Below are 17,381 nucleotides of genomic sequence, written 5' to 3' on the forward strand. Positions count from 1 at the left end.
GTTTACTTTTTGTTAATCACTTTTACCACCTGACCGTTGTTGACACTTCTTGCCCCTTCCATAATAATTTCTGTGCCTGAAACAAGATTTTTAAGAACCTCGATAAAATCTCCTTGGGTTTTTCCAGTTTCAATCACCAGTCTTTTGGCAACGGCTTCTTGATTGTCTTTTTTATCCTTAATAATATAAATGAACTGCTCTCCTTTTGCATTTTCAGAAATGATCGACTGCGGAATTAAAATTGCTTTGGAATTTGTATAATCGTTTAATTTTAATTTTGCAGTGAGGTTGGGTTTGATGTTTCCTTTTGAATTGGGTACTGCAATTTCAATTTTAAATGAGCGGTTGTTGGGATTGATAAAGTTGCCCACCTGTCTAATTTTGGAATGAAGGGTTTCGCCAAGTACTGGAAAATGCACAACCACTTCTTTGTTTTTTGTGATACTACCAATATAGTTTTCAGGGACATCTGTTTCGATATACATATTGGAAAGATTGACGATTCTAAAAATTTCAGCGCCTTGACCGGGTACTACAACCGTTCCTTTTTCTTTAAAAACACCATCAATAATTCCAGAAAAAGGGGCTTTGATTGTCGCTTTTTCTAACTGTTGTTTCAGTTGGCTAACCGCACTTTTCTGAGTTTCATAGGTGGTTTTTGCTTGTAAAAACTGCATTTCAGAACCGATTTTAAGATCCCATAATCGTTTTTGACGTTCGAAAGTGGTTTTTGCAAGTTGTGCATTTGCTTCCATCTGTGCTACTTGTTGAGACAATCCCCCGTCATCAATACTCGCTAAGGTTTGCCCTTTTACAACCTGCTGTCCTTCGGTTACCAAAACCTCTCTTAGGATTCCCGGCATTTCTGGATAGACCAAAACGTTTTGCTTGGTTTGTACATTCCCTTGCAATTCGATAAGATGTGTAAACACCTCCTCTTTTGTGGTAAACGTAGTAATCAACGGAATGTTTTTGTCTTCGCTTAAAAGTGATAGCTGCTCATTCAATTTCTTCAAATCAACCGAAAATTCTTGGAGCTTCCCTTCAATTTTTGCCTTTTCAGCTTGCATCAATTCTACATTGTTAGATGCTAAAATTTCGTCAACAGAAGCTTCTTTTTTGGTTCCACAAGAAGTAATCATAAGTGCGGTGAAGATTCCTAAATATATCTTTTTCATGTTATTTTTTTGTTTTGATTGATAAGTTTAATGCGTTTTCTAGGGCTGCTTTTTTAGCAATGACATCCAACATCGATTGAACGTAATTTTGTTGCTGAGTATATAATTGATTTTGCGCTTGTAATAAATCGAAACTTGAAGAAATTCCTTCAAAAAACTTAAAGCGTTGCTTTTTTTCGATGCGTTCAGCAAGACCAACGTTTCTTTTTGCGGTGAGGTAATTGCCAACACTCAGTTGATAATCACTTTTTGCTTTTTGAGCAAGAAGGTTTAATCGTTGCTTGGTTTCTTCCAATCTAAAATCAGACGTCTCTAGAGCAATTCTGGCTTGAGCAATTTTTGCTTTTCTTCCTAAACTACTAAAAATTGGCAGCTTCAAACTGACGCCTAACAGGGAAGAGTCAAACCATTGCTGACTTCCTTTGAAAAAGGAAAATGAGTCCGAAAACGATTGACTTCCATAATTGACAAAAGTAGAGATACTTGGTAAGGCTTTGCTTTGTTCCAATCTCATCAGTAATTTTTTTGTTGCGCGATCATTTTCAGCAATTTTGAAATCGATATGATTTGAAACCTCAAAAGGTTCTGTAATGATTTCCAAACTGACATGTTGTTCGGCTAGGGTATCCAAATCATCGGTCAAAATCAGTTCGGTGTCAATAGCACTTCCCAAAGCAAGATTCAGCATCTGGTATGCAATTGCTTTCATTCTTACAATGTTGTTCAGTTGATTCTTTACAGTTCCCACTGTAATTTCAAGCTGCTCTACATCTTCTTCTTCGTTGAATCCATTCTCGTATATTTTTTGAGCATCCTGTAAATTCTTTTCTAATATTTCTAAATTTCCCTTTAAAATTTCGATACTTTTTTCCGAAACGAGAACAGTTCCATAGGCATTTATCACAGCCTCACGAGTCAACAATGTTGTTTTTTCATTGGCTTGTTCTGAGATTTTCAGATAGGCTTTGGACGCTTGTAGAGACACCAAGTAGGAACCATCAAAAAGCAATTGAGAAACTGTTACAGAAGCACTTAAGTTTTGTTTTCGCCCAAAAACAAACTGCTCGTCAACACCATCTCCATCAAAATCAGCCAAACTAACGGGCTGTTTTAAAAAATTTTGATAGTCGATACTTCCATTAATTTGCGGCAAACCACTAGCTGTTGTTTCCCATACGACTTTTTTTGCAGAAGAAATATCATTTTGGGTGGCTTGTATGTTATAACTGTTTTCTAAAGCAAATTGAATCGCTTCTTCAAGAGACAAATGCAGGCTTTTTTCTTGAGCAGTTGCTCCCAGACTAAAAGCAAGCGCAAAAAATAGCAGTCGTGTTTTTTTCATTTTTATTTTTGTGTTAATTGGTCTAATTGTTTGAGTCCTTTTTCAGTTGCAATTCCTCTCAAATGATATTCTAAATAATAGTCCGTCAACTCGTTCATTGAAAACTGTTGCAAAGGAAACAGGTCTCTGTCTTTGGTAGCCATCATTCCATGAAAATAAATTCTGGCAATAAAATCAATATCAATAGAAGCTCTAAAAAGATGCTGTTCGATCCCTTTTCGCAAGTTTTCTTTGATACAACTTTGCATAAAACCGAATTGCTTCTGTTTTAAATCGCGAAAAATTTTGGGATAGAATTTTTGCAATTGATACTGAGGAGATGATTTTTCATCTTTCAAAAACGTCATTACAAAGCGCTTCACCTCATACATTTCCAAAATCGGATTTTCTTCATGTGCCTGTATTTCAAAAATTCCTTGAGAAATTGTATGAAAGGCATTGTATGCAACTTCCTCTACCAAAAGACTCTTTGTAGCAAAATGTGTATAGATGGTTTTTTTTGAAATCCCCATAGCAGTGGCAATTTCATCCATGGTGACACTCTTAAAACCTAAGTTTAAAAAGAGCTCGGTTGCTTTGTCTACAATAATTGATTTCATAATTTTGGAATGCAAATATACAAATGGAAACTTTAGAAACAAAAAAAGTTTCCATAGTTTTTCGTTTTTTTTGCGATAAGTTTCAAGGAGCGACTTCTTTATATTATTTTTACAAAAAATTATCCCTTGGACATACTACATTATCAAAAATCGTTTCTAAACTATTTAGAGTCTAAAAACTGGATTCAAGAGCCTAAAAACCTTTACGAACCCATCGATTATATTCTACAATTAGGAGGGAAAAGAATTCGCCCCATACTAACACTCATGGCTGCAAATATTTTTTCTGGAAACTTTCAAAAGGCACTTCCTGCTGCACTTGCCATAGAAGTATTTCACAACTTTACGCTGGTGCATGATGACATTATGGACGATGCGCCACTGAGAAGAGGCCAAGCAACGGTTCATGAAAAGTGGGACCTTAATACAGGAATTCTTTCTGGAGATGCCATGTTAATTATGGCCTATCAGTATTTTGAAAACTATGAACCGTCTGTTTTTCAAAAACTTGCAAAATTATTTAGCAAAACAGCATTGGAGGTTTGTGATGGTCAGCAGTTAGATGTAGATTTTGAAACCCGTAACGATGTTTCGATTCCTGCTTATATCGATATGATTCGTCTTAAAACATCGGTCCTAGTCGCTGCTGCCCTAAAAATGGGTGCTATTGTTGCAGAAACTTCAGATGAAAATGCCGATTTAATCTACGATTTCGGACTCAACTTGGGATTGGCATTTCAGCTACAAGACGATTATTTAGATACTTTTGGTGATCCAGAAACTTTTGGAAAACAAATTGCAGGCGATATTATTGAAAATAAAAAAACATTCTTATATCTTAAATGTTTGGAGATTGCTAACGAAGAAGACCAACAAAAATTAACATTTTTCTATCAACAAAAGCTCCAAGAAAATTCGATGAAGATAACGGAAGTTACACAGATATTTGAACGATACGACATTCCTTCCTTGGTTCAGAAGCAGATCAATAGCTATACCGAAAAGGCATTTGAAACCTTGTCAGACATGGAAATGGAGGCCACTGGTAAACAAAATTTAAAGCAATTTGGACTTTGGTTAATGAATCGATCGGTATAATTTTTTTTTTGAATTATATGATCTAATATTTAAAATTAATAGTACATTTGCAGCCACTATTTCGGTCCCATAGCTCAGCTGGTTAGAGCATCTGACTCATAATCAGAGGGTCCTTGGTTCGAGCCCAAGTGGGACCACTTAAACCACTCTATTTAGAGTGGTTTTTTTTTGTTTAAGACCATTTCAATATTAATTTTGAAAGGAGTCGCTATGCATAGTTCACTTTAGATAGAGAAATACTTCATTGCTTTTGATAGCTTTTCAAGGGAACCTGTTTTTTTTAAAAAATAGCTTCTCATAAAAAATCCTTCTGGAAGTTTTATCTTTTTCTATGCAAATTAGTTAATGACTGTGGCTTTAATTTTTGTATATTGTACTAATTAATAATTTTTTAAATTAAAAACCTTATGAAGTTTATCAACAATTGGTATCCAGTGATTTTAGCATTTTTATGTTTGATTTATTCCGTAACCTATGGAATATTGGGTATGTACGAAGAAGCTCAGTATTCAGCACATTGGCTGGAACAATATTACTATTTGCAATTGCAATTAGACAACGAAGAAAAAAAGTATAATGAGTATCGGATTCTTCATAGTGGGTGGTGTTATTTTTGCAACATATATGGGATTAACTATATGGAACATCATTTACTCTAACAGAAAGCAAAAAGAAGAAAACTATCCCTCTTCACAAAAAGATGTAAATACGGAGGGTCTTTAGAAATTAATAGAGATCTCGGGAATTCTACTGCTTTTTAGTGCTAGAATTCCTTTTAAACACAAGAGATACCAAGCCTATTTGAATGTAGTTCTTTGTAATAAAAAACAGCCTAAAATTTTTCAAGAGTTGTTTTTAACTCCATACTTCCACAGAAAAATGAATGCTATTTCTGAGTAAGTCTCGCTACATATTTACCAATTACGTCAAACTCGAGGTTGACAACCGAATCAACCTGCATATTTTTAAACATCGTATTTTCGAGAGTATACGGGATAATAGCAACACTAAACTCGGTGTCTTTCGAATTAAAAACGGTTAAGCTAACTCCGTTGATGGTAATGGATCCTTTTTCGATCGTAATGTTTCCTTGATTAGAAGTGTAGGAAAAGGTAAAAACTGTACTCCCATTTTGGTCTTTAATTGCAGTACAGACTCCTGTTTGATCAACATGACCTTGAACCAAATGACCGTCCAATCGGTCTCCCAATTTCATGCCTCTTTCTAAATTTACAATATCGTTTACCTGCAGATGACTGATATTGGTTTTGTCAATAGTTTCTTTTATGGCAGTTACAGTATAGATGTCTTCAACAATCGCCACAACTGTTAAACAAACACCATTGTGTGCAACACTTTGATCGACCTTCAACTCTTTTGTAATCTTACTCTGAATGCGCAAATGAAGATTTTCTTGATCCCTCTCAACACCAACAACCACTCCAAGGGTTTCTATAATACCTGTAAACATATCCGTAAATTTTAACTACTTTTGTAGCGTTCAAAAATACGAATATTAGCGATTAAAAATGGATAAAGTAGACAAAATAATAGTAGGGATTTCTGTAGGAGATTTAAACGGAATTGGAATTGAGGTAATTTTAAAAACATTTGAAGACAAAAGAATGTTGGATTTCTGTACACCGGTTCTTTTTGGGTCTACAAAAGTTGTATCCTTTCATAAAAAGGCTCTAAACAGTCCAACTCTAATCAATGGAATTACAGAAATCAATCAAATCAACCACAGCAAGGTAAATCTTTTCAACATTTGGAAAGAGGATGTAGACATAGAACTAGGAAAAGAAACGAAGATCTCTGGGGTCTATGCCGCAAAATCTTTAGACATTGCAGTAGAACTTCTCAAAGAAAAGAAAATTGATGTGTTGGTTACTGCACCCATCAACAAAGAAACTATCCAATCCGAATCCTTTAATTTTCCAGGACATACGGAGTTTTTAGAAGAAAAACTGGAAGGAAAAAGCTTGATGATTTTAATGACAGATGTATTGAAAATAGGATTGATCACTGGTCACATCCCCATTTCGGAAGTCGCCTCCACCATTAGTCCAGAATTGATCAAAGAAAAAGTAGCCATTTTACATCATTCCTTACAACAAGATTTTGGCATCAATAAGCCAAAAATTGCTGTTTTGGGGTTGAATCCACATTGTGGAGATAAAGGAGTCATCGGGAAAGAAGAAGACGAAATCATCAAACCAGCCATAGAAGAAATCAAAGAAAGTGGAAAATTGGTCTATGGACCTTATGCTGCCGATGGATTTTTTGGTGCGAAAACCTACACGCAATTTGATGGAATCTTAGCCATGTATCACGACCAGGGTTTAGCTCCTTTCAAAGCGCTATCATTTGGCAATGGTGTAAACTATACCGCAGGCTTGTCAGAAATCAGAACATCTCCAGATCACGGTACAGGATTTGAAATTGCAGGAAAAAACACGGCAAATCCATCTTCATTTAAAGAAGCGGTGTTTCGTGCAATAGCAATTTTTAAATCTCGAAAAGAATACCAAGAGCTGACTAGAAACCCACTAAAAACAAAATAGCCACAAACGCATAGATTTTTTAATATAAAAGATGGTATGAATACATTTTTTTATATCTTTGCACGCTCAATTGATAATTGATAATGAAAGACTTGAAGGAATTTAATATCCACTTTGTAGGTTTTAAAGAAGGAATTCATTTATTTTCATATGAAATTGACAATACGTTCTTTGAAGCTTTTAATTATGATGAATTTTTAAGTTCAGCAATTAAAATCGATTTAAATTTTACAAAAAAAAGCACACATTTTGAGCTTGATTTTAGTGCTACAGGAAGTGTTACTATTCCTTGTGATACGACAAATGAACCCTTTGATATGGAGGTAAGTCCTACCTTATCAATGATTGTGAAATTTGGCCCTGAGTTTAATGATGACAACGAAGACATTATAACAATAGCCTATGAAGCAAACAAAATTGATGTTTCACAGTATATTTACGAAATGATTATTTTATCAATTCCTCAGAAGAGAGTCCATCCAAATGTGTTAGATGGTACGATGCAGTCCGAGGCATTGTCAAAATTAGAAGAACTAAAAATAACAACAGAAAAAAAAGTTTCAGAGGAAACAGACCCAAGGTGGGATAAATTAAAGAATATAACAACAGAAAAAAATACATAAAATGGCACATCCTAAAAGAAAAATATCTAAAACAAGAAGAGATAAAAGGAGAACACATTACAAAGCTGCTTCTCAACAAATTGCAACAGATCCAACAACTGGTGAAGCACACTTGTACCACAGAGCGCACTGGCACGAAGGAAAACTCTATTACAGAGGACAAATCGTATTAGAATCTGCAGTCGCTGAAGCTTAAAAAATATTTTACATTATTAAAAAAACTCTCAAAACTGAGGGTTTTTTTATGTTTAAACGCATAAAACGAGTGTTTTTTGCTGTTTTTAATCAAAAATTGAAATAAATTTCATTTCTTTGATTTCGAAATTTTCATTCGACAGAAATAGACATTATGACAAAAATCACTGCAGCAATTTCAGCAGTTGGGAAATATGTTCCTGAATATATTCTTACAAACAAAGAATTAGAAACATTGGTTGATACCAATGACGAGTGGATCACTTCCAGAACAGGAATCGAAGAAAGAAGAATCCTAAAAGGTGAAAATAAAGGGACTTCCTTTATGGCTATCAAAGCCGCCGAAGAACTAATTCAAAAATCAAAAATAAACCCCAAAGAGATTGACTTGGTCATTGTTGCTACCGCAACTCCCGATCTTATGGTTGCCTCAACGGCAGTATTTGTGGCTACAGAAATTGGTGCTACAAATGCTTTTGGATACGATTTACAAGCTGCCTGCTCTAGTTTTCTATACGGAATGTCTACTGCAGCAAGCTATATTGAGTCTGGAAGATACAAAAAAGTCCTATTAATAGGTGCCGATAAGATGTCTTCAATTATAGACTATACAGATCGAACAACTTGTATTATTTTTGGTGATGGAGCGGGAGCAGCCTTATTTGAACCCAATACCGAAAACCTAGGACTGCAAGACGAATATTTGAGAAGTGATGGAATTGGAAGAGAATTCTTGAAAATTGATGCTGGCGGCTCTTTACTACCCGCTTCAGAAGAGACTTTAAAAACCGGGCAACACTTTATCCATCAAGAAGGGAAAACGGTATTTAAACACGCTGTTTCGAACATGGCAGATGTATCAGAAAAGATGTTAACCCGAAACAATCTTACCAAAGAGGATATACAATGGTTAGTACCTCATCAGGCCAACAAACGAATTATTGAAGCCACTGCAAATCGAGTTGGGGTAGAAGCAGATAAGGTAATGATGAATATTCAAAAGTATGGAAATACTACATCGGCAACATTACCGTTATTATTAGCAGATTACGAAAGTCAATTAAAAAAAGGAGATAACTTAATATTTGCCGCATTCGGTGGAGGCTTCACGTGGGGAGCAATCTATCTAAAATGGGCATATAATTCATAAAAACAATCAACTAAATCATAAGAAAAATGGATATTAAAGAAATTCAAAATCTTATTAAATTTGTAGCAAAATCTGGCGCTAGCGAGGTAAAGTTAGAAATGGAAGACATCAAGATTACCATCAAGACTGGTTCTGAAAAAACAGAAACCACTATTGTTCAAGCTGCACCAATGGGAGCAATTCAAGCCGCACCAATTCAAGCTGCACCAGTTGCAAGTCCGGTTGCTGCTGTAGAAGTAGCGAATGATACCGACAAATACATCACTGTAAAGTCGCCAATCATTGGTACTTTTTACAGAAGACCATCTCCAGACAAAGCAAACTTTGTAGAGGTTGGTTCAGAAATTAGCGAAGGGGATACGGTATGTGTCATTGAAGCAATGAAGCTTTTTAATGAAATCGAATCAGAAATTTCTGGAAAAATTGTAAAAGTTTTAGTTGAAGATTCTTCTCCTGTAGAATTTGATCAACCTTTATTTTTAGTAGATCCATCTTAAACAATTAAACAGTTCATTTTAGATGTAACAGAGCAAACAATAGTTGTTTGACTTTGCGCTTTTTAAAATTTAAATGCTAAAAAACATGTTTAAAAAAATATTAATTGCCAATAGGGGTGAGATTGCACTTCGTGTGATCCGTACCTGTAAAGAAATGGGAATCAAAACAGTTGCTGTGTACTCTACAGCAGATGCAGATAGCCTTCACGTCCGATTTGCTGATGAAGCCGTTTGTATTGGCCCTGCTCCAAGTGCTGAATCTTATTTAAAAATGTCCAATATTATTGCTGCTGCAGAAATTACAAATGCAGATGCTATTCACCTGGATACGGTTTCTTATCAGAAAACGCAAAATTTTCAAACTTGTGCGAAGAGCATCATATTAAATTTATTGGTGCAACGGGTGCGATGATTGATCAAATGGGTGATAAAGCAAACGCAAAAACAACCATGAAAGCTGCCGGAGTTCCTTGTGTTCCTAGTAGTGAAGGAACCATTGCAGATTTCGCAGAATGTGAGAAAACAGCAAAAGAAACAGGATACCCTGTAATGCTAAAAGCTTCTGCTGGTGGTGGTGGTAAAGGGATGCGTGCAGTATGGAAACCTGAAGACTTAAAAGAGGCTTGGGATTCTGCGAGACAGGAATCAAAAGCAGCTTTTGGGAACGATGAAATGTACATGGAAAAACTCATTGAAGAGCCACGACATATAGAAATCCAAATTGTTGGAGATTCTTATGGAAAAGCGTGTCATTTGTCAGAAAGAGATTGTTCAGTACAACGTCGTCATCAAAAATTAACAGAAGAGACTCCTTCTCCATTTATGACAGATGAATTGAGAGAAAAAATGGGAACTGCAGCTGTAAATGCGGCAGAATATATTAAATACGAAGGAGCAGGAACGGTAGAATTCTTAGTCGATAAGCATCGTAACTTCTACTTTATGGAAATGAATACCCGAATTCAAGTAGAACATCCAATTACAGAAGAAGTGGTCAATTATGATTTAATTCGTGAGCAAATTTTAGTAGCAGCGGGTACTCCAATTTCAGGAAAAAATTACTACCCTAAAATGCACTCAATCGAATGTAGAATCAATGCTGAAGACCCCTATAATAATTTCAGACCTTCTCCAGGAAAAATTACAACTTTACACGCACCTTGGTGGTCATGGAGTTCGAATTGATACTCACGTCTACGCTGGCTATTCAATTCCTTCCAACTACGACTCAATGATTGCAAAATTGATTACAACTGCTCAAACACGAGAAGAAGCAATCAATAAAATGAAAAGAGCCTTAGACGAATTTGTTATTGAAGGAGTCAAAACTACCATTCCTTTCCACAGACAGCTGATGGATCATCCAGAATATGTTTCAGGGAACTATACCACTAAATTTATGGAAGACTTCGTAATGGAGTAAAAAAAGATAAATACATATTAGTATAAATAAAAATAGAGAATACAGTTTGTATTCTCTATTTTTTTTATATTTATACCTTATAAGTATTAACTGAAGATCTAAAAACGCCCCAGAATACAAATTTTTCACTTCTTTAGTTTGAAAAATCAATACAATTCTATGGATGAACCAAATTTAGACTATATCAATCAACTGGCAGATGGAGATGAGTCTTTTAAACGAAGTATTACTGCTATTCTTAAAAAAGAATTCCCCATTGAGATGGCAGCATTCTATAAAAGTTATCATTCGAAAGACTTTAAAGAAACTGCGAACATTATCCATAAAATTAAATACAAATTTAGCTTAATGGGTTTAGAGGAAGACTTTGAACTAGCTACCTATTTTGAATGTGAGGTCAAATCTGGATGCGTTGATTTATTCCCCAAGTTCGAAGGTATTTTAGAAAAAATAGATCAGTATATAAAATCGCTATAATACACTCAAAAACAATGAAATGTATCATTATTGACGATGATGAAATATCCCGCTTGATTGTAAAACAATTATGTGTGGGGTATCCAAACATACAAGTTCTTGAGGAGTTTTCCGACGCTATTGAAGCAATAAAATACCTGAACAACACTACTATAGACATCATTTTTTTAGACATCTATATGCCCTCATTTTCGGGTTTTGATTTTATTCAAACCCTAAAAACACCTCCTAAAATAATTCTAACAACTACGGATAGAAATTTTGCATTGAAAGCTTTTGAATATCATTGTATCATCGATTATTTGGTAAAACCCATCTCAAAAGAACGATTCAGTAAAGCCATTGAAAAAGCTACTATAAAAGAAATTCCAAATACGCATAACCTGAGTACCCCCCTAGATCATTCAGATTATTTATATGTTAGCTTAGATCGAAGGTTGATTAAAATTGACATTTCAAAAATATATTTAGTCGAGGCAAACGGAGATTATATCAATATTAAAACTTCAGAAAAGACCTATATTGTTCACTCCACACTCAAAAAAATTCTTGAAAAACTACCTCCTAGCACATTTCTTAAAATACATCGTTCGTTCATTATCAATATTTCAGAGATTGAAGACATTGAAGACAATAGTATTTTGATCAAAAAGAATGTAATTCCAATGAGTCGCGGTAGTAAAAAAGAATTGATGAAGCGAATTAACTTACTATAAACTCCTCTTCATCGACATTAAACGCCAGTTTGTCGACACAAAATACTCTTTCATCGAAAAGTTTAAATTGAGACTGGCATTATCTCTACATTTGAACATGGTTAAACGGTAAATTAATAACTTTAATTTATTTAGTATAATTAGTTCAATTGTAAGTTGGGGAATTTATTAATTGTTTTTTAAGAGAAGGACTGTTTCTACAGTTCTTCTCTTTGTTTTTTTTAGTATTTGCTAAACTTTTACATGACATACAATACTTAATACTGTATTGAGTGACTATTGAAGTTTGTTTTAACAAAGTTAAGAAACCCACCCCACTGCTATGGGGTGTTACGATTTCTATCTTCCTTCTTCATAATATGCTTACCACAGTTTTGTGAAGATTCTTCTAATTTCCTTTAACTACCGATTTTTGAGAATTTCTATAAAATCGACAATCATTAAATATTGCTCTCTACTTTAAAATGAGAATCAAATTTGGTAAATTAATTTGAAATTCTACATAATAACGAACCCCTTTAGAATCTCTCCATTTTAAAAAAAATAGCGAACCTAAAAACTGAAACCCAACCCCTACAAGGACATAAATAGACGAAAATAGAGTTTCGCCTATATTTTAAAAAGTACGTTTGTATCGGTTTTTTAATTATAAAAATTAGGTACATTTCAAAACAAATCCATACCTTTAGGGAGTTAACAAAATATTAAAGCTTTGAATAAAACTCCCCAAAAACTGCTCTTATTTGTGCTTTTCTTCTCTTTACAATTGGCTGCTCAAACCGATTTTGAAATTGAATCTAATTTTTTACTATTTGAAGACGCAAAAAATGGAAAGCCCGTTCTAATGTATAACGATAGCACTTTAGCAACTGGTTTTCATTTTACAAAAAAAATAAGAACTGCCTTCCCAAAAGAATTGGATACTGAATTTTTCAATTTCAATCAATACAAAGTCAAAGGGAACACCTACCTCGTCGATGCAGGAAATGGCCCTGTTGTTCAATACGAAGACGGAAAATTCACTCGCATTGATAAGTCATTTAGGCATCAAAATCAGTTTGGAGGAATTCCTTTTCAGAAAGAAGACGAGATGTATCTTTGGGGCGGATACGGCATCTTTTCCTATAAACAAATACTCACCAGATATGATTTTAAGGGCGGAGAATGGACTGAAGCAGAACAAGGCCTTGAAGAAACACTACCTCCAGCACAATCTTCAAAAATACATGTACAAATAGAAGACAAAGTCTACCTCTTTGGAGGATACAGCAAAAACTTTAGCGCTGTAAATGAAAAAACCTTTCTAGACAATACCGTTTGGGAATTTGATATCGCTCAAAAGATTTGGAAAAAATCTGGAAATCATGGAATGGATCAATATGTTACACTGGATAAAATTGGCGAGGCATTTGTTTTTGAACGTGAAAACGCATTGGTTCTAATTAAAGAAGATGTTTTCGAGATTGACATTCAGAAAGATCAAGTTGCCATGTACCGTCAAAAAAATTTCAAAAATATCAAAGCAATTGTTTACCATTCCAAAACAGATCAGGTTAGCTATGTATATGTAAAAGCAAACAGAAAACTAATAGCAATAACAGAACCATACAATTCTTTTAAGGGAGATCTTGTCCAAAAAGGATCCTTTTTTGCAACTTATAAGTTAACTACGCAATTACTATTAGTCATCCTTGTTCTATCCGCCTTTGTTGTGGTTTGGGTACTTCAAAATAATTATAAAAAAACGGCATACAAAAACAAGCTTGTGTACAAGTCGGGGTCCAACACCTTTATCTATAACGGTAGAGTCCTAAAACAACTGACAAAGCCTAAAAAAGAACTCTTGAAAATTTTAATGGAAAATCCATATGAATTTCTACCACTTGTCGAGTTGAATAAAGCAATTACGATAGATCCAAATGAAAGCTATGGGGCTATTAAGAAAAGAAGAGAAATTTTAATAAAAGAACTTCAAAAAGAACTTTCTCTAATTTTATCTATTGATAAAGAAGCTGTTTTTGAGACTCGTCAAAACCAATCGGATCGTAGAATCAAAGAAATTCGCCTCAACATTGAGGTCTTCCTTCGTTAAATTTACAAGCTTAAAAGAAGATTCAAAAAACGACTTTACAAAAAAAATAGGCATAAAAAAACCGTAACAAATGAATGTTACGGTTTTGTACTGAAGGCGGGACTTGAACCCGCACGGCCATTACTGACCACTGGATTTTAAGTCCAGCGTGTCTACCAATTCCACCACTTCAGCATGGTACTGCTAAATAGAGCGAAAGACGGGATTTGAACCCGCGACCCCCACCTTGGCAAGGTGATGCTCTACCCCTGAGCTACTTTCGCAGTCATTGTTAGTCTTATTAAAGAACTTTTTGCTCCTCCTCTTGGGCTCGAACCAAGGACCCTCTGATTAACAGTCAGATGCTCTAACCAACTGAGCTAAGGAGGAGTTTGCTTCACATTTGTGATTAGCGAGTGCAAATATATATCTTTTTAGAGTATCACCAAATATTTTGCATTAAAATAATATTTTTTTTTCATGCTAGATAAGCACTAAAAATAATTCTATTTATTACAAAAATTGTATTTTTACAGCCAGAATATGCTTACAAAAAAGGCACAAACTATTATATGGACAAATTTTCGTTCTTAAACGCAGCACATACTGGCTTTATAGCCGATTTATATGACCAATACTTACAAAATCCCGACGCAGTTGAACCTAGTTGGAGAAGTTTTTTTCAAGGCTATGATTTGGCCAACGAGAACTATTCTCTTACAGATGATGAAATAAACCAGGATTCTACGGTTTCAGCAGACATTCCAGAAAAAGTTAGAAAAGAATTTTTTGTGGTAGACCTCATCAATGGCTATCGAACTCGTGGGCACTTGTTTACAAAAACTAACCCCGTAAGAGAGCGTAGAAAATACGAACCTACCTTAGCAATTGAAAATTTTGGATTGTCTCAAGACGATTTGAACAAAACCTTCTCTGCTGGAGAGGTTTTAGGAATTGGGAAAACGACACTTTCGGAAATTATAAAACACTTGAAAAGGATTTATTGCGAATCTATTGGTGTGGAATATATGTACATGCGAAATCCAGAGAAACTGAAGTGGTGGCAAAATCGTATGACAATAAACGATAATCATCCTAATTACTCTGTCGACGCTAAAAAATACATCTTAACAAAATTAAATCAGGCAGTTACTTTTGAAAATTTTTTACAAACCAAATATGTAGGTCAGAAACGATTTTCGTTAGAAGGTGGAGAAACTCTTATTCCTGGAATTAGTGTTATCCTTAGAGACGCCTCTGAAAAATATGGTGTTGAAGAATGTGTAATCGGAATGGCACACAGGGGCCGTTTAAACACTTTGGTTAACATTTTTAAAAAACCAGTTCGTGAATTGTTCAGTGAATTTGAAGGAAAGGATTTTGAAGACCAAAATATCGATGGAGATGTCAAGTATCACTTAGGAATAACACTCAGCAAAACGTACAGAGATGGAAAGGAAATGAAGATGAACTTAGTTCCAAATCCATCACATCTAGAAACAGTAGCGGCTGTAGCAGAAGGGATTACCCGAGCTAAAATTGACAGAAAATACAACGGAGATAACAGTAAAATAGTCCCTATTATAATTCATGGAGATGCTGCAATTGCAGGGCAAGGAATTGCTTATGAAATTACACAAATGTCTAAATTGAACGGATATAAAACAGGAGGAACCATTCACATCGTTGTCAACAACCAAGTGGGTTTTACTACAAATTATTTAGATGCACGTTCAAGTACTTATTGTACAGACGTTGCTAAAGTAACTCTATCGCCTGTTTTACACGTAAATGCAGACGATGCAGAAGCAGTTTGTCATGCGATGGAAATGGCATTAGAGTTTCGAATGAAATTTAAGACCGATATTTTTATCGATTTATTGGGATACCGAAAATACGGGCATAACGAAGGTGACGAACCTCGTTTTACACAACCAAAATTATACAAAGCTATTGCTCAGCATCAGAATCCAAAGGATATTTATGCTGCTCGATTGTTACAAGAAGGGGCAATTAGCAATACCTATTTGGACGAAATTACCACTGAATTTAAAGAGATGCTTTCTTTAGAATTCGATAAATCCAAAGAAGACAGCACCTCAAAATTAAACGAATTCATGCCTTCTCTTATGGACAGGTTATGTGCGTAGACGATTGGATGCGATGTTGCAAATGGTTGACACAACCTATGCCGTAGACAAATTAAAAAACATCGCAAAAGTAGTTTCTACAGTGCCCGAAAATGTTCAGTTTGTCAGAAAAGCAGAACGTATTTTACAGGGAAGAGCTAAAATGGCTTTCGAAACGAATGAACTTGATTGGGGAATGGCAGAAAATCTTGCCTACGGAAGTTTACTAGAAGAAGGCTTCAATGTGCGTATTTCAGGACAGGATGTTGAAAGAGGAACCTTCTCGCATCGACATGCAATTATTCGTGATGAAATCACAGAAGAGCGAATCAACTTACTCAATAAAAACCCAAATAGTACTGGGGAAATGACGATTTACAACTCGTTATTATCTGAATACGGAGTTTTGGGCTTTGACTATGGATATGCCATGGCAAACCCAAACACATTGACCATCTGGGAGGCCCAATTTGGAGACTTCTCGAATGGAGCTCAAATCATGTTTGATCAATATATTTCTGCAGCGGAAGACAAATGGAAATTACAAAATGGAATTGTAGTCTTACTTCCTCACGGATATGAAGGACAAGGTTCGGAACATTCATCTGCACGAATTGAACGGTATTTACAATTGTGTGCAATTGACAATATGACCTTGGCGAATTGTACAACTCCTGCAAATTTTTATCATTTGTTGCGAAGACAAATGAAACGCGATTATAGAAAACCGTTGATTGTCTTTACACCTAAGAGTTTATTACGTCATCCTAAAGCTGTCAATTCAATTAAAGATTTAGCAACTGGTGAATTCGAAGAAGTTATTGACGATACAATCAATCCTTCAAAAGTAACCAAATTGGTCTTTTGTATGGGTAAATTCTATTATGATTTATTAGAAGAACGCGAAATTCTAGGAAGAGAAGATATTGCATTGGTTCGAATAGAACAACTATTCCCATTGCATTTGGAAAAATTACAAAAAGCAATCGATCGATATCCTAACGTAAAAGAATATGTTTGGGCGCAAGAAGAACCACGTAATATGGGGGCTTGGAGTTATCTATTAGAGCGATTTGACCTAGTTCAATTGACCGTTCGCTCACGTAAATATTATGCAGTACCAGCAGCGGGTTCTAGTACACGATTTAAAAAACGTCATAAAGAAGTAATCGATAGTGTTTTCAGAACAGAATAGGTAAATCGATTTTTTCACTATTTTCTTTTTTGAGTCAACTATCAAAAACAAAAAAGTACTGAACACAGTCTGAAAAGGATTTGAAAATAAAAAAATTAAATGCTGTTTTACAGCGAAATTAAAT

16 protein-coding genes, 4 tRNA genes and 2 pseudogenes are annotated in these 17,381 nt (G+C 35.0%); 15 read left to right on the forward strand and 7 right to left on the reverse strand.

Going from position 1 to position 17,381, the window contains the following annotated elements:
• Positions 1-2: 2 nt before the first annotated feature.
• The 3 genes from RRF69_RS03960 to RRF69_RS03970 are packed head-to-tail and all read right to left on the reverse strand — an operon-like array spanning position 3 to position 3,119.
• A complete protein-coding gene (locus tag RRF69_RS03960; protein WP_316940663.1) occupies positions 3-1,178 on the reverse strand; it encodes an efflux RND transporter periplasmic adaptor subunit in 1,176 nt (391 codons plus the stop codon).
• A gap of 1 nt (position 1,179) precedes the next feature.
• Positions 1,180-2,520: a TolC family protein gene (locus tag RRF69_RS03965; protein ID WP_316940664.1), complete on the reverse strand. Its 1,341-nt coding sequence runs from the start codon at positions 2,518-2,520 to the stop codon at positions 1,180-1,182.
• 2 nt (positions 2,521-2,522) lie between these two features.
• Positions 2,523-3,119 carry a TetR/AcrR family transcriptional regulator gene (locus RRF69_RS03970; RefSeq protein ID WP_316940665.1) on the reverse strand — a complete coding sequence of 199 codons (597 nt, stop codon included), beginning with the start codon at positions 3,117-3,119 and terminating at the stop codon, positions 2,523-2,525.
• 126 nt (positions 3,120-3,245) lie between these two features.
• Here RRF69_RS03970 and RRF69_RS03975 point away from each other — a divergent pair, with 126 nt between their 5' ends.
• The 3 genes from RRF69_RS03975 (at position 3,246) to RRF69_RS03985 (ending at position 4,876) form a co-directional block, all read left to right on the forward strand.
• On the forward strand, positions 3,246-4,217 hold the full coding sequence (locus RRF69_RS03975; RefSeq protein WP_316940666.1) for a polyprenyl synthetase family protein: 972 nt from the start codon (positions 3,246-3,248) through the stop codon (positions 4,215-4,217).
• A 63-nt stretch (positions 4,218-4,280) separates the two neighbouring features.
• Positions 4,281-4,354, forward strand: a tRNA-Ile gene (locus RRF69_RS03980).
• Positions 4,355-4,624: 270 nt separating this feature from the next.
• A complete protein-coding gene (locus RRF69_RS03985; protein WP_316940667.1) occupies positions 4,625-4,876 on the forward strand; it encodes a hypothetical protein in 252 nt (83 codons plus the stop codon).
• Positions 4,877-5,103: 227 nt separating this feature from the next.
• Here RRF69_RS03985 and RRF69_RS03990 read toward each other — a convergent pair whose 3' ends face one another.
• Positions 5,104-5,688 carry a riboflavin synthase gene (locus RRF69_RS03990; RefSeq protein WP_316940668.1) on the reverse strand — a complete coding sequence of 195 codons (585 nt, stop codon included), beginning with the start codon at positions 5,686-5,688 and terminating at the stop codon, positions 5,104-5,106.
• A gap of 58 nt (positions 5,689-5,746) precedes the next feature.
• Here RRF69_RS03990 and pdxA point away from each other — a divergent pair, with 58 nt between their 5' ends.
• From pdxA to RRF69_RS04035, 11 genes and pseudogenes are all read left to right on the forward strand, one after another.
• Positions 5,747-6,781, forward strand: a complete 1,035-nt coding sequence (gene pdxA, locus RRF69_RS03995) for a 4-hydroxythreonine-4-phosphate dehydrogenase PdxA (RefSeq protein ID WP_316940669.1) — start codon at positions 5,747-5,749, stop codon at positions 6,779-6,781.
• A gap of 83 nt (positions 6,782-6,864) precedes the next feature.
• Positions 6,865-7,404: a DUF177 domain-containing protein gene (locus RRF69_RS04000; protein WP_316940670.1), complete on the forward strand. Its 540-nt coding sequence runs from the start codon at positions 6,865-6,867 to the stop codon at positions 7,402-7,404.
• 1 nt (position 7,405) lies between these two features.
• Positions 7,406-7,600, forward strand: coding sequence for a 50S ribosomal protein L32 (gene rpmF / locus RRF69_RS04005; protein ID WP_316940671.1), 195 nt, complete (start codon positions 7,406-7,408; stop codon positions 7,598-7,600).
• A 153-nt stretch (positions 7,601-7,753) separates the two neighbouring features.
• Entirely contained in the window at positions 7,754-8,749 is a 996-nt protein-coding gene (locus RRF69_RS04010) for a beta-ketoacyl-ACP synthase III (protein WP_316940672.1), read from the forward strand.
• A 26-nt stretch (positions 8,750-8,775) separates the two neighbouring features.
• The gene (accB, locus tag RRF69_RS04015; RefSeq protein WP_316940673.1) at positions 8,776-9,246 is read left to right on the forward strand and encodes an acetyl-CoA carboxylase biotin carboxyl carrier protein; all 471 of its coding nucleotides are present in this window, start codon (positions 8,776-8,778) and stop codon (positions 9,244-9,246) included.
• Positions 9,247-9,331: 85 nt separating this feature from the next.
• Positions 9,332-9,594, forward strand: a pseudogene (locus RRF69_RS11740) (biotin carboxylase N-terminal domain-containing protein); the annotation flags it as partial.
• Between the two features lie 60 nt (positions 9,595-9,654).
• Complete coding sequence (locus RRF69_RS11745) at positions 9,655-10,431, forward strand: ATP-grasp domain-containing protein (protein WP_410479474.1); 777 nt, start codon at positions 9,655-9,657, stop codon at positions 10,429-10,431.
• Positions 10,343-10,669, forward strand: a complete 327-nt coding sequence (locus RRF69_RS11750; protein WP_410479465.1) for a hypothetical protein — start codon at positions 10,343-10,345, stop codon at positions 10,667-10,669. The genes RRF69_RS11745 and RRF69_RS11750 overlap by 89 nt, the downstream gene beginning before the upstream one ends.
• A gap of 159 nt (positions 10,670-10,828) precedes the next feature.
• Positions 10,829-11,146: an Hpt domain-containing protein gene (locus RRF69_RS04025; protein WP_316940674.1), complete on the forward strand. Its 318-nt coding sequence runs from the start codon at positions 10,829-10,831 to the stop codon at positions 11,144-11,146.
• A gap of 14 nt (positions 11,147-11,160) precedes the next feature.
• A complete protein-coding gene (locus RRF69_RS04030; protein ID WP_316940676.1) occupies positions 11,161-11,862 on the forward strand; it encodes a LytTR family DNA-binding domain-containing protein in 702 nt (233 codons plus the stop codon).
• Between the two features lie 712 nt (positions 11,863-12,574).
• Positions 12,575-13,954, forward strand: a complete 1,380-nt coding sequence (locus RRF69_RS04035; RefSeq protein ID WP_316940677.1) for a kelch repeat-containing protein — start codon at positions 12,575-12,577, stop codon at positions 13,952-13,954.
• A gap of 88 nt (positions 13,955-14,042) precedes the next feature.
• On the opposite strand, the gene RRF69_RS04040 is transcribed toward RRF69_RS04035, so the two are convergent.
• The 3 genes from RRF69_RS04040 to RRF69_RS04050 form a co-directional block, all read right to left on the reverse strand.
• Positions 14,043-14,128, reverse strand: a tRNA-Leu gene (locus RRF69_RS04040).
• A 17-nt stretch (positions 14,129-14,145) separates the two neighbouring features.
• Positions 14,146-14,217: transfer RNA gene (locus RRF69_RS04045), tRNA-Gly, on the reverse strand.
• Between the two features lie 32 nt (positions 14,218-14,249).
• Positions 14,250-14,323 (reverse strand) — tRNA-Asn (locus RRF69_RS04050).
• Between the two features lie 182 nt (positions 14,324-14,505).
• On the opposite strand from RRF69_RS04050, the pseudogene RRF69_RS04055 reads away from it, so the two are divergent.
• A pseudogene (locus RRF69_RS04055) lies at positions 14,506-17,257 on the forward strand (2-oxoglutarate dehydrogenase E1 component).
• Positions 17,258-17,381: the final 124 nt, after the last annotated feature.

It is taken from the genome of Polaribacter sp. HL-MS24 (assembly GCF_032758595.1).
Classification (GTDB): Bacteria; Bacteroidota; Bacteroidia; order Flavobacteriales; family Flavobacteriaceae; genus Polaribacter.

Bases quoted from the DNA above. Each gene is read 5' to 3' on its own strand.
- RRF69_RS03960 (WP_316940663.1), bottom strand. From the start codon at position 1,178: ATGAAAAAGATATATTTAGGAATCTTCACCGCACTTATGATTACTTCT.
- RRF69_RS03965 (WP_316940664.1), bottom strand. From the start codon at position 2,520: ATGAAAAAAACACGACTGCTATTTTTTGCGCTTGCTTTTAGTCTGGGA.
- RRF69_RS03970 (WP_316940665.1), bottom strand. From the start codon at position 3,119: ATGAAATCAATTATTGTAGACAAAGCAACCGAGCTCTTTTTAAACTTA.
- RRF69_RS03985 (WP_316940667.1), top strand. From the start codon at position 4,625: ATGAAGTTTATCAACAATTGGTATCCAGTGATTTTAGCATTTTTATGT.
- RRF69_RS03990 (WP_316940668.1), bottom strand. From the start codon at position 5,688: ATGTTTACAGGTATTATAGAAACCCTTGGAGTGGTTGTTGGTGTTGAG.
- pdxA (WP_316940669.1), top strand. From the start codon at position 5,747: ATGGATAAAGTAGACAAAATAATAGTAGGGATTTCTGTAGGAGATTTA.
- RRF69_RS04000 (WP_316940670.1), top strand. From the start codon at position 6,865: ATGAAAGACTTGAAGGAATTTAATATCCACTTTGTAGGTTTTAAAGAA.
- rpmF (WP_316940671.1), top strand. From the start codon at position 7,406: ATGGCACATCCTAAAAGAAAAATATCTAAAACAAGAAGAGATAAAAGG.
- RRF69_RS04010 (WP_316940672.1), top strand. From the start codon at position 7,754: ATGACAAAAATCACTGCAGCAATTTCAGCAGTTGGGAAATATGTTCCT.
- accB (WP_316940673.1), top strand. From the start codon at position 8,776: ATGGATATTAAAGAAATTCAAAATCTTATTAAATTTGTAGCAAAATCT.
- RRF69_RS11745 (WP_410479474.1), top strand. From the start codon at position 9,655: ATGATTGATCAAATGGGTGATAAAGCAAACGCAAAAACAACCATGAAA.
- RRF69_RS11750 (WP_410479465.1), top strand. From the start codon at position 10,343: ATGCTGAAGACCCCTATAATAATTTCAGACCTTCTCCAGGAAAAATTA.
- RRF69_RS04025 (WP_316940674.1), top strand. From the start codon at position 10,829: ATGGATGAACCAAATTTAGACTATATCAATCAACTGGCAGATGGAGAT.
- RRF69_RS04030 (WP_316940676.1), top strand. From the start codon at position 11,161: ATGAAATGTATCATTATTGACGATGATGAAATATCCCGCTTGATTGTA.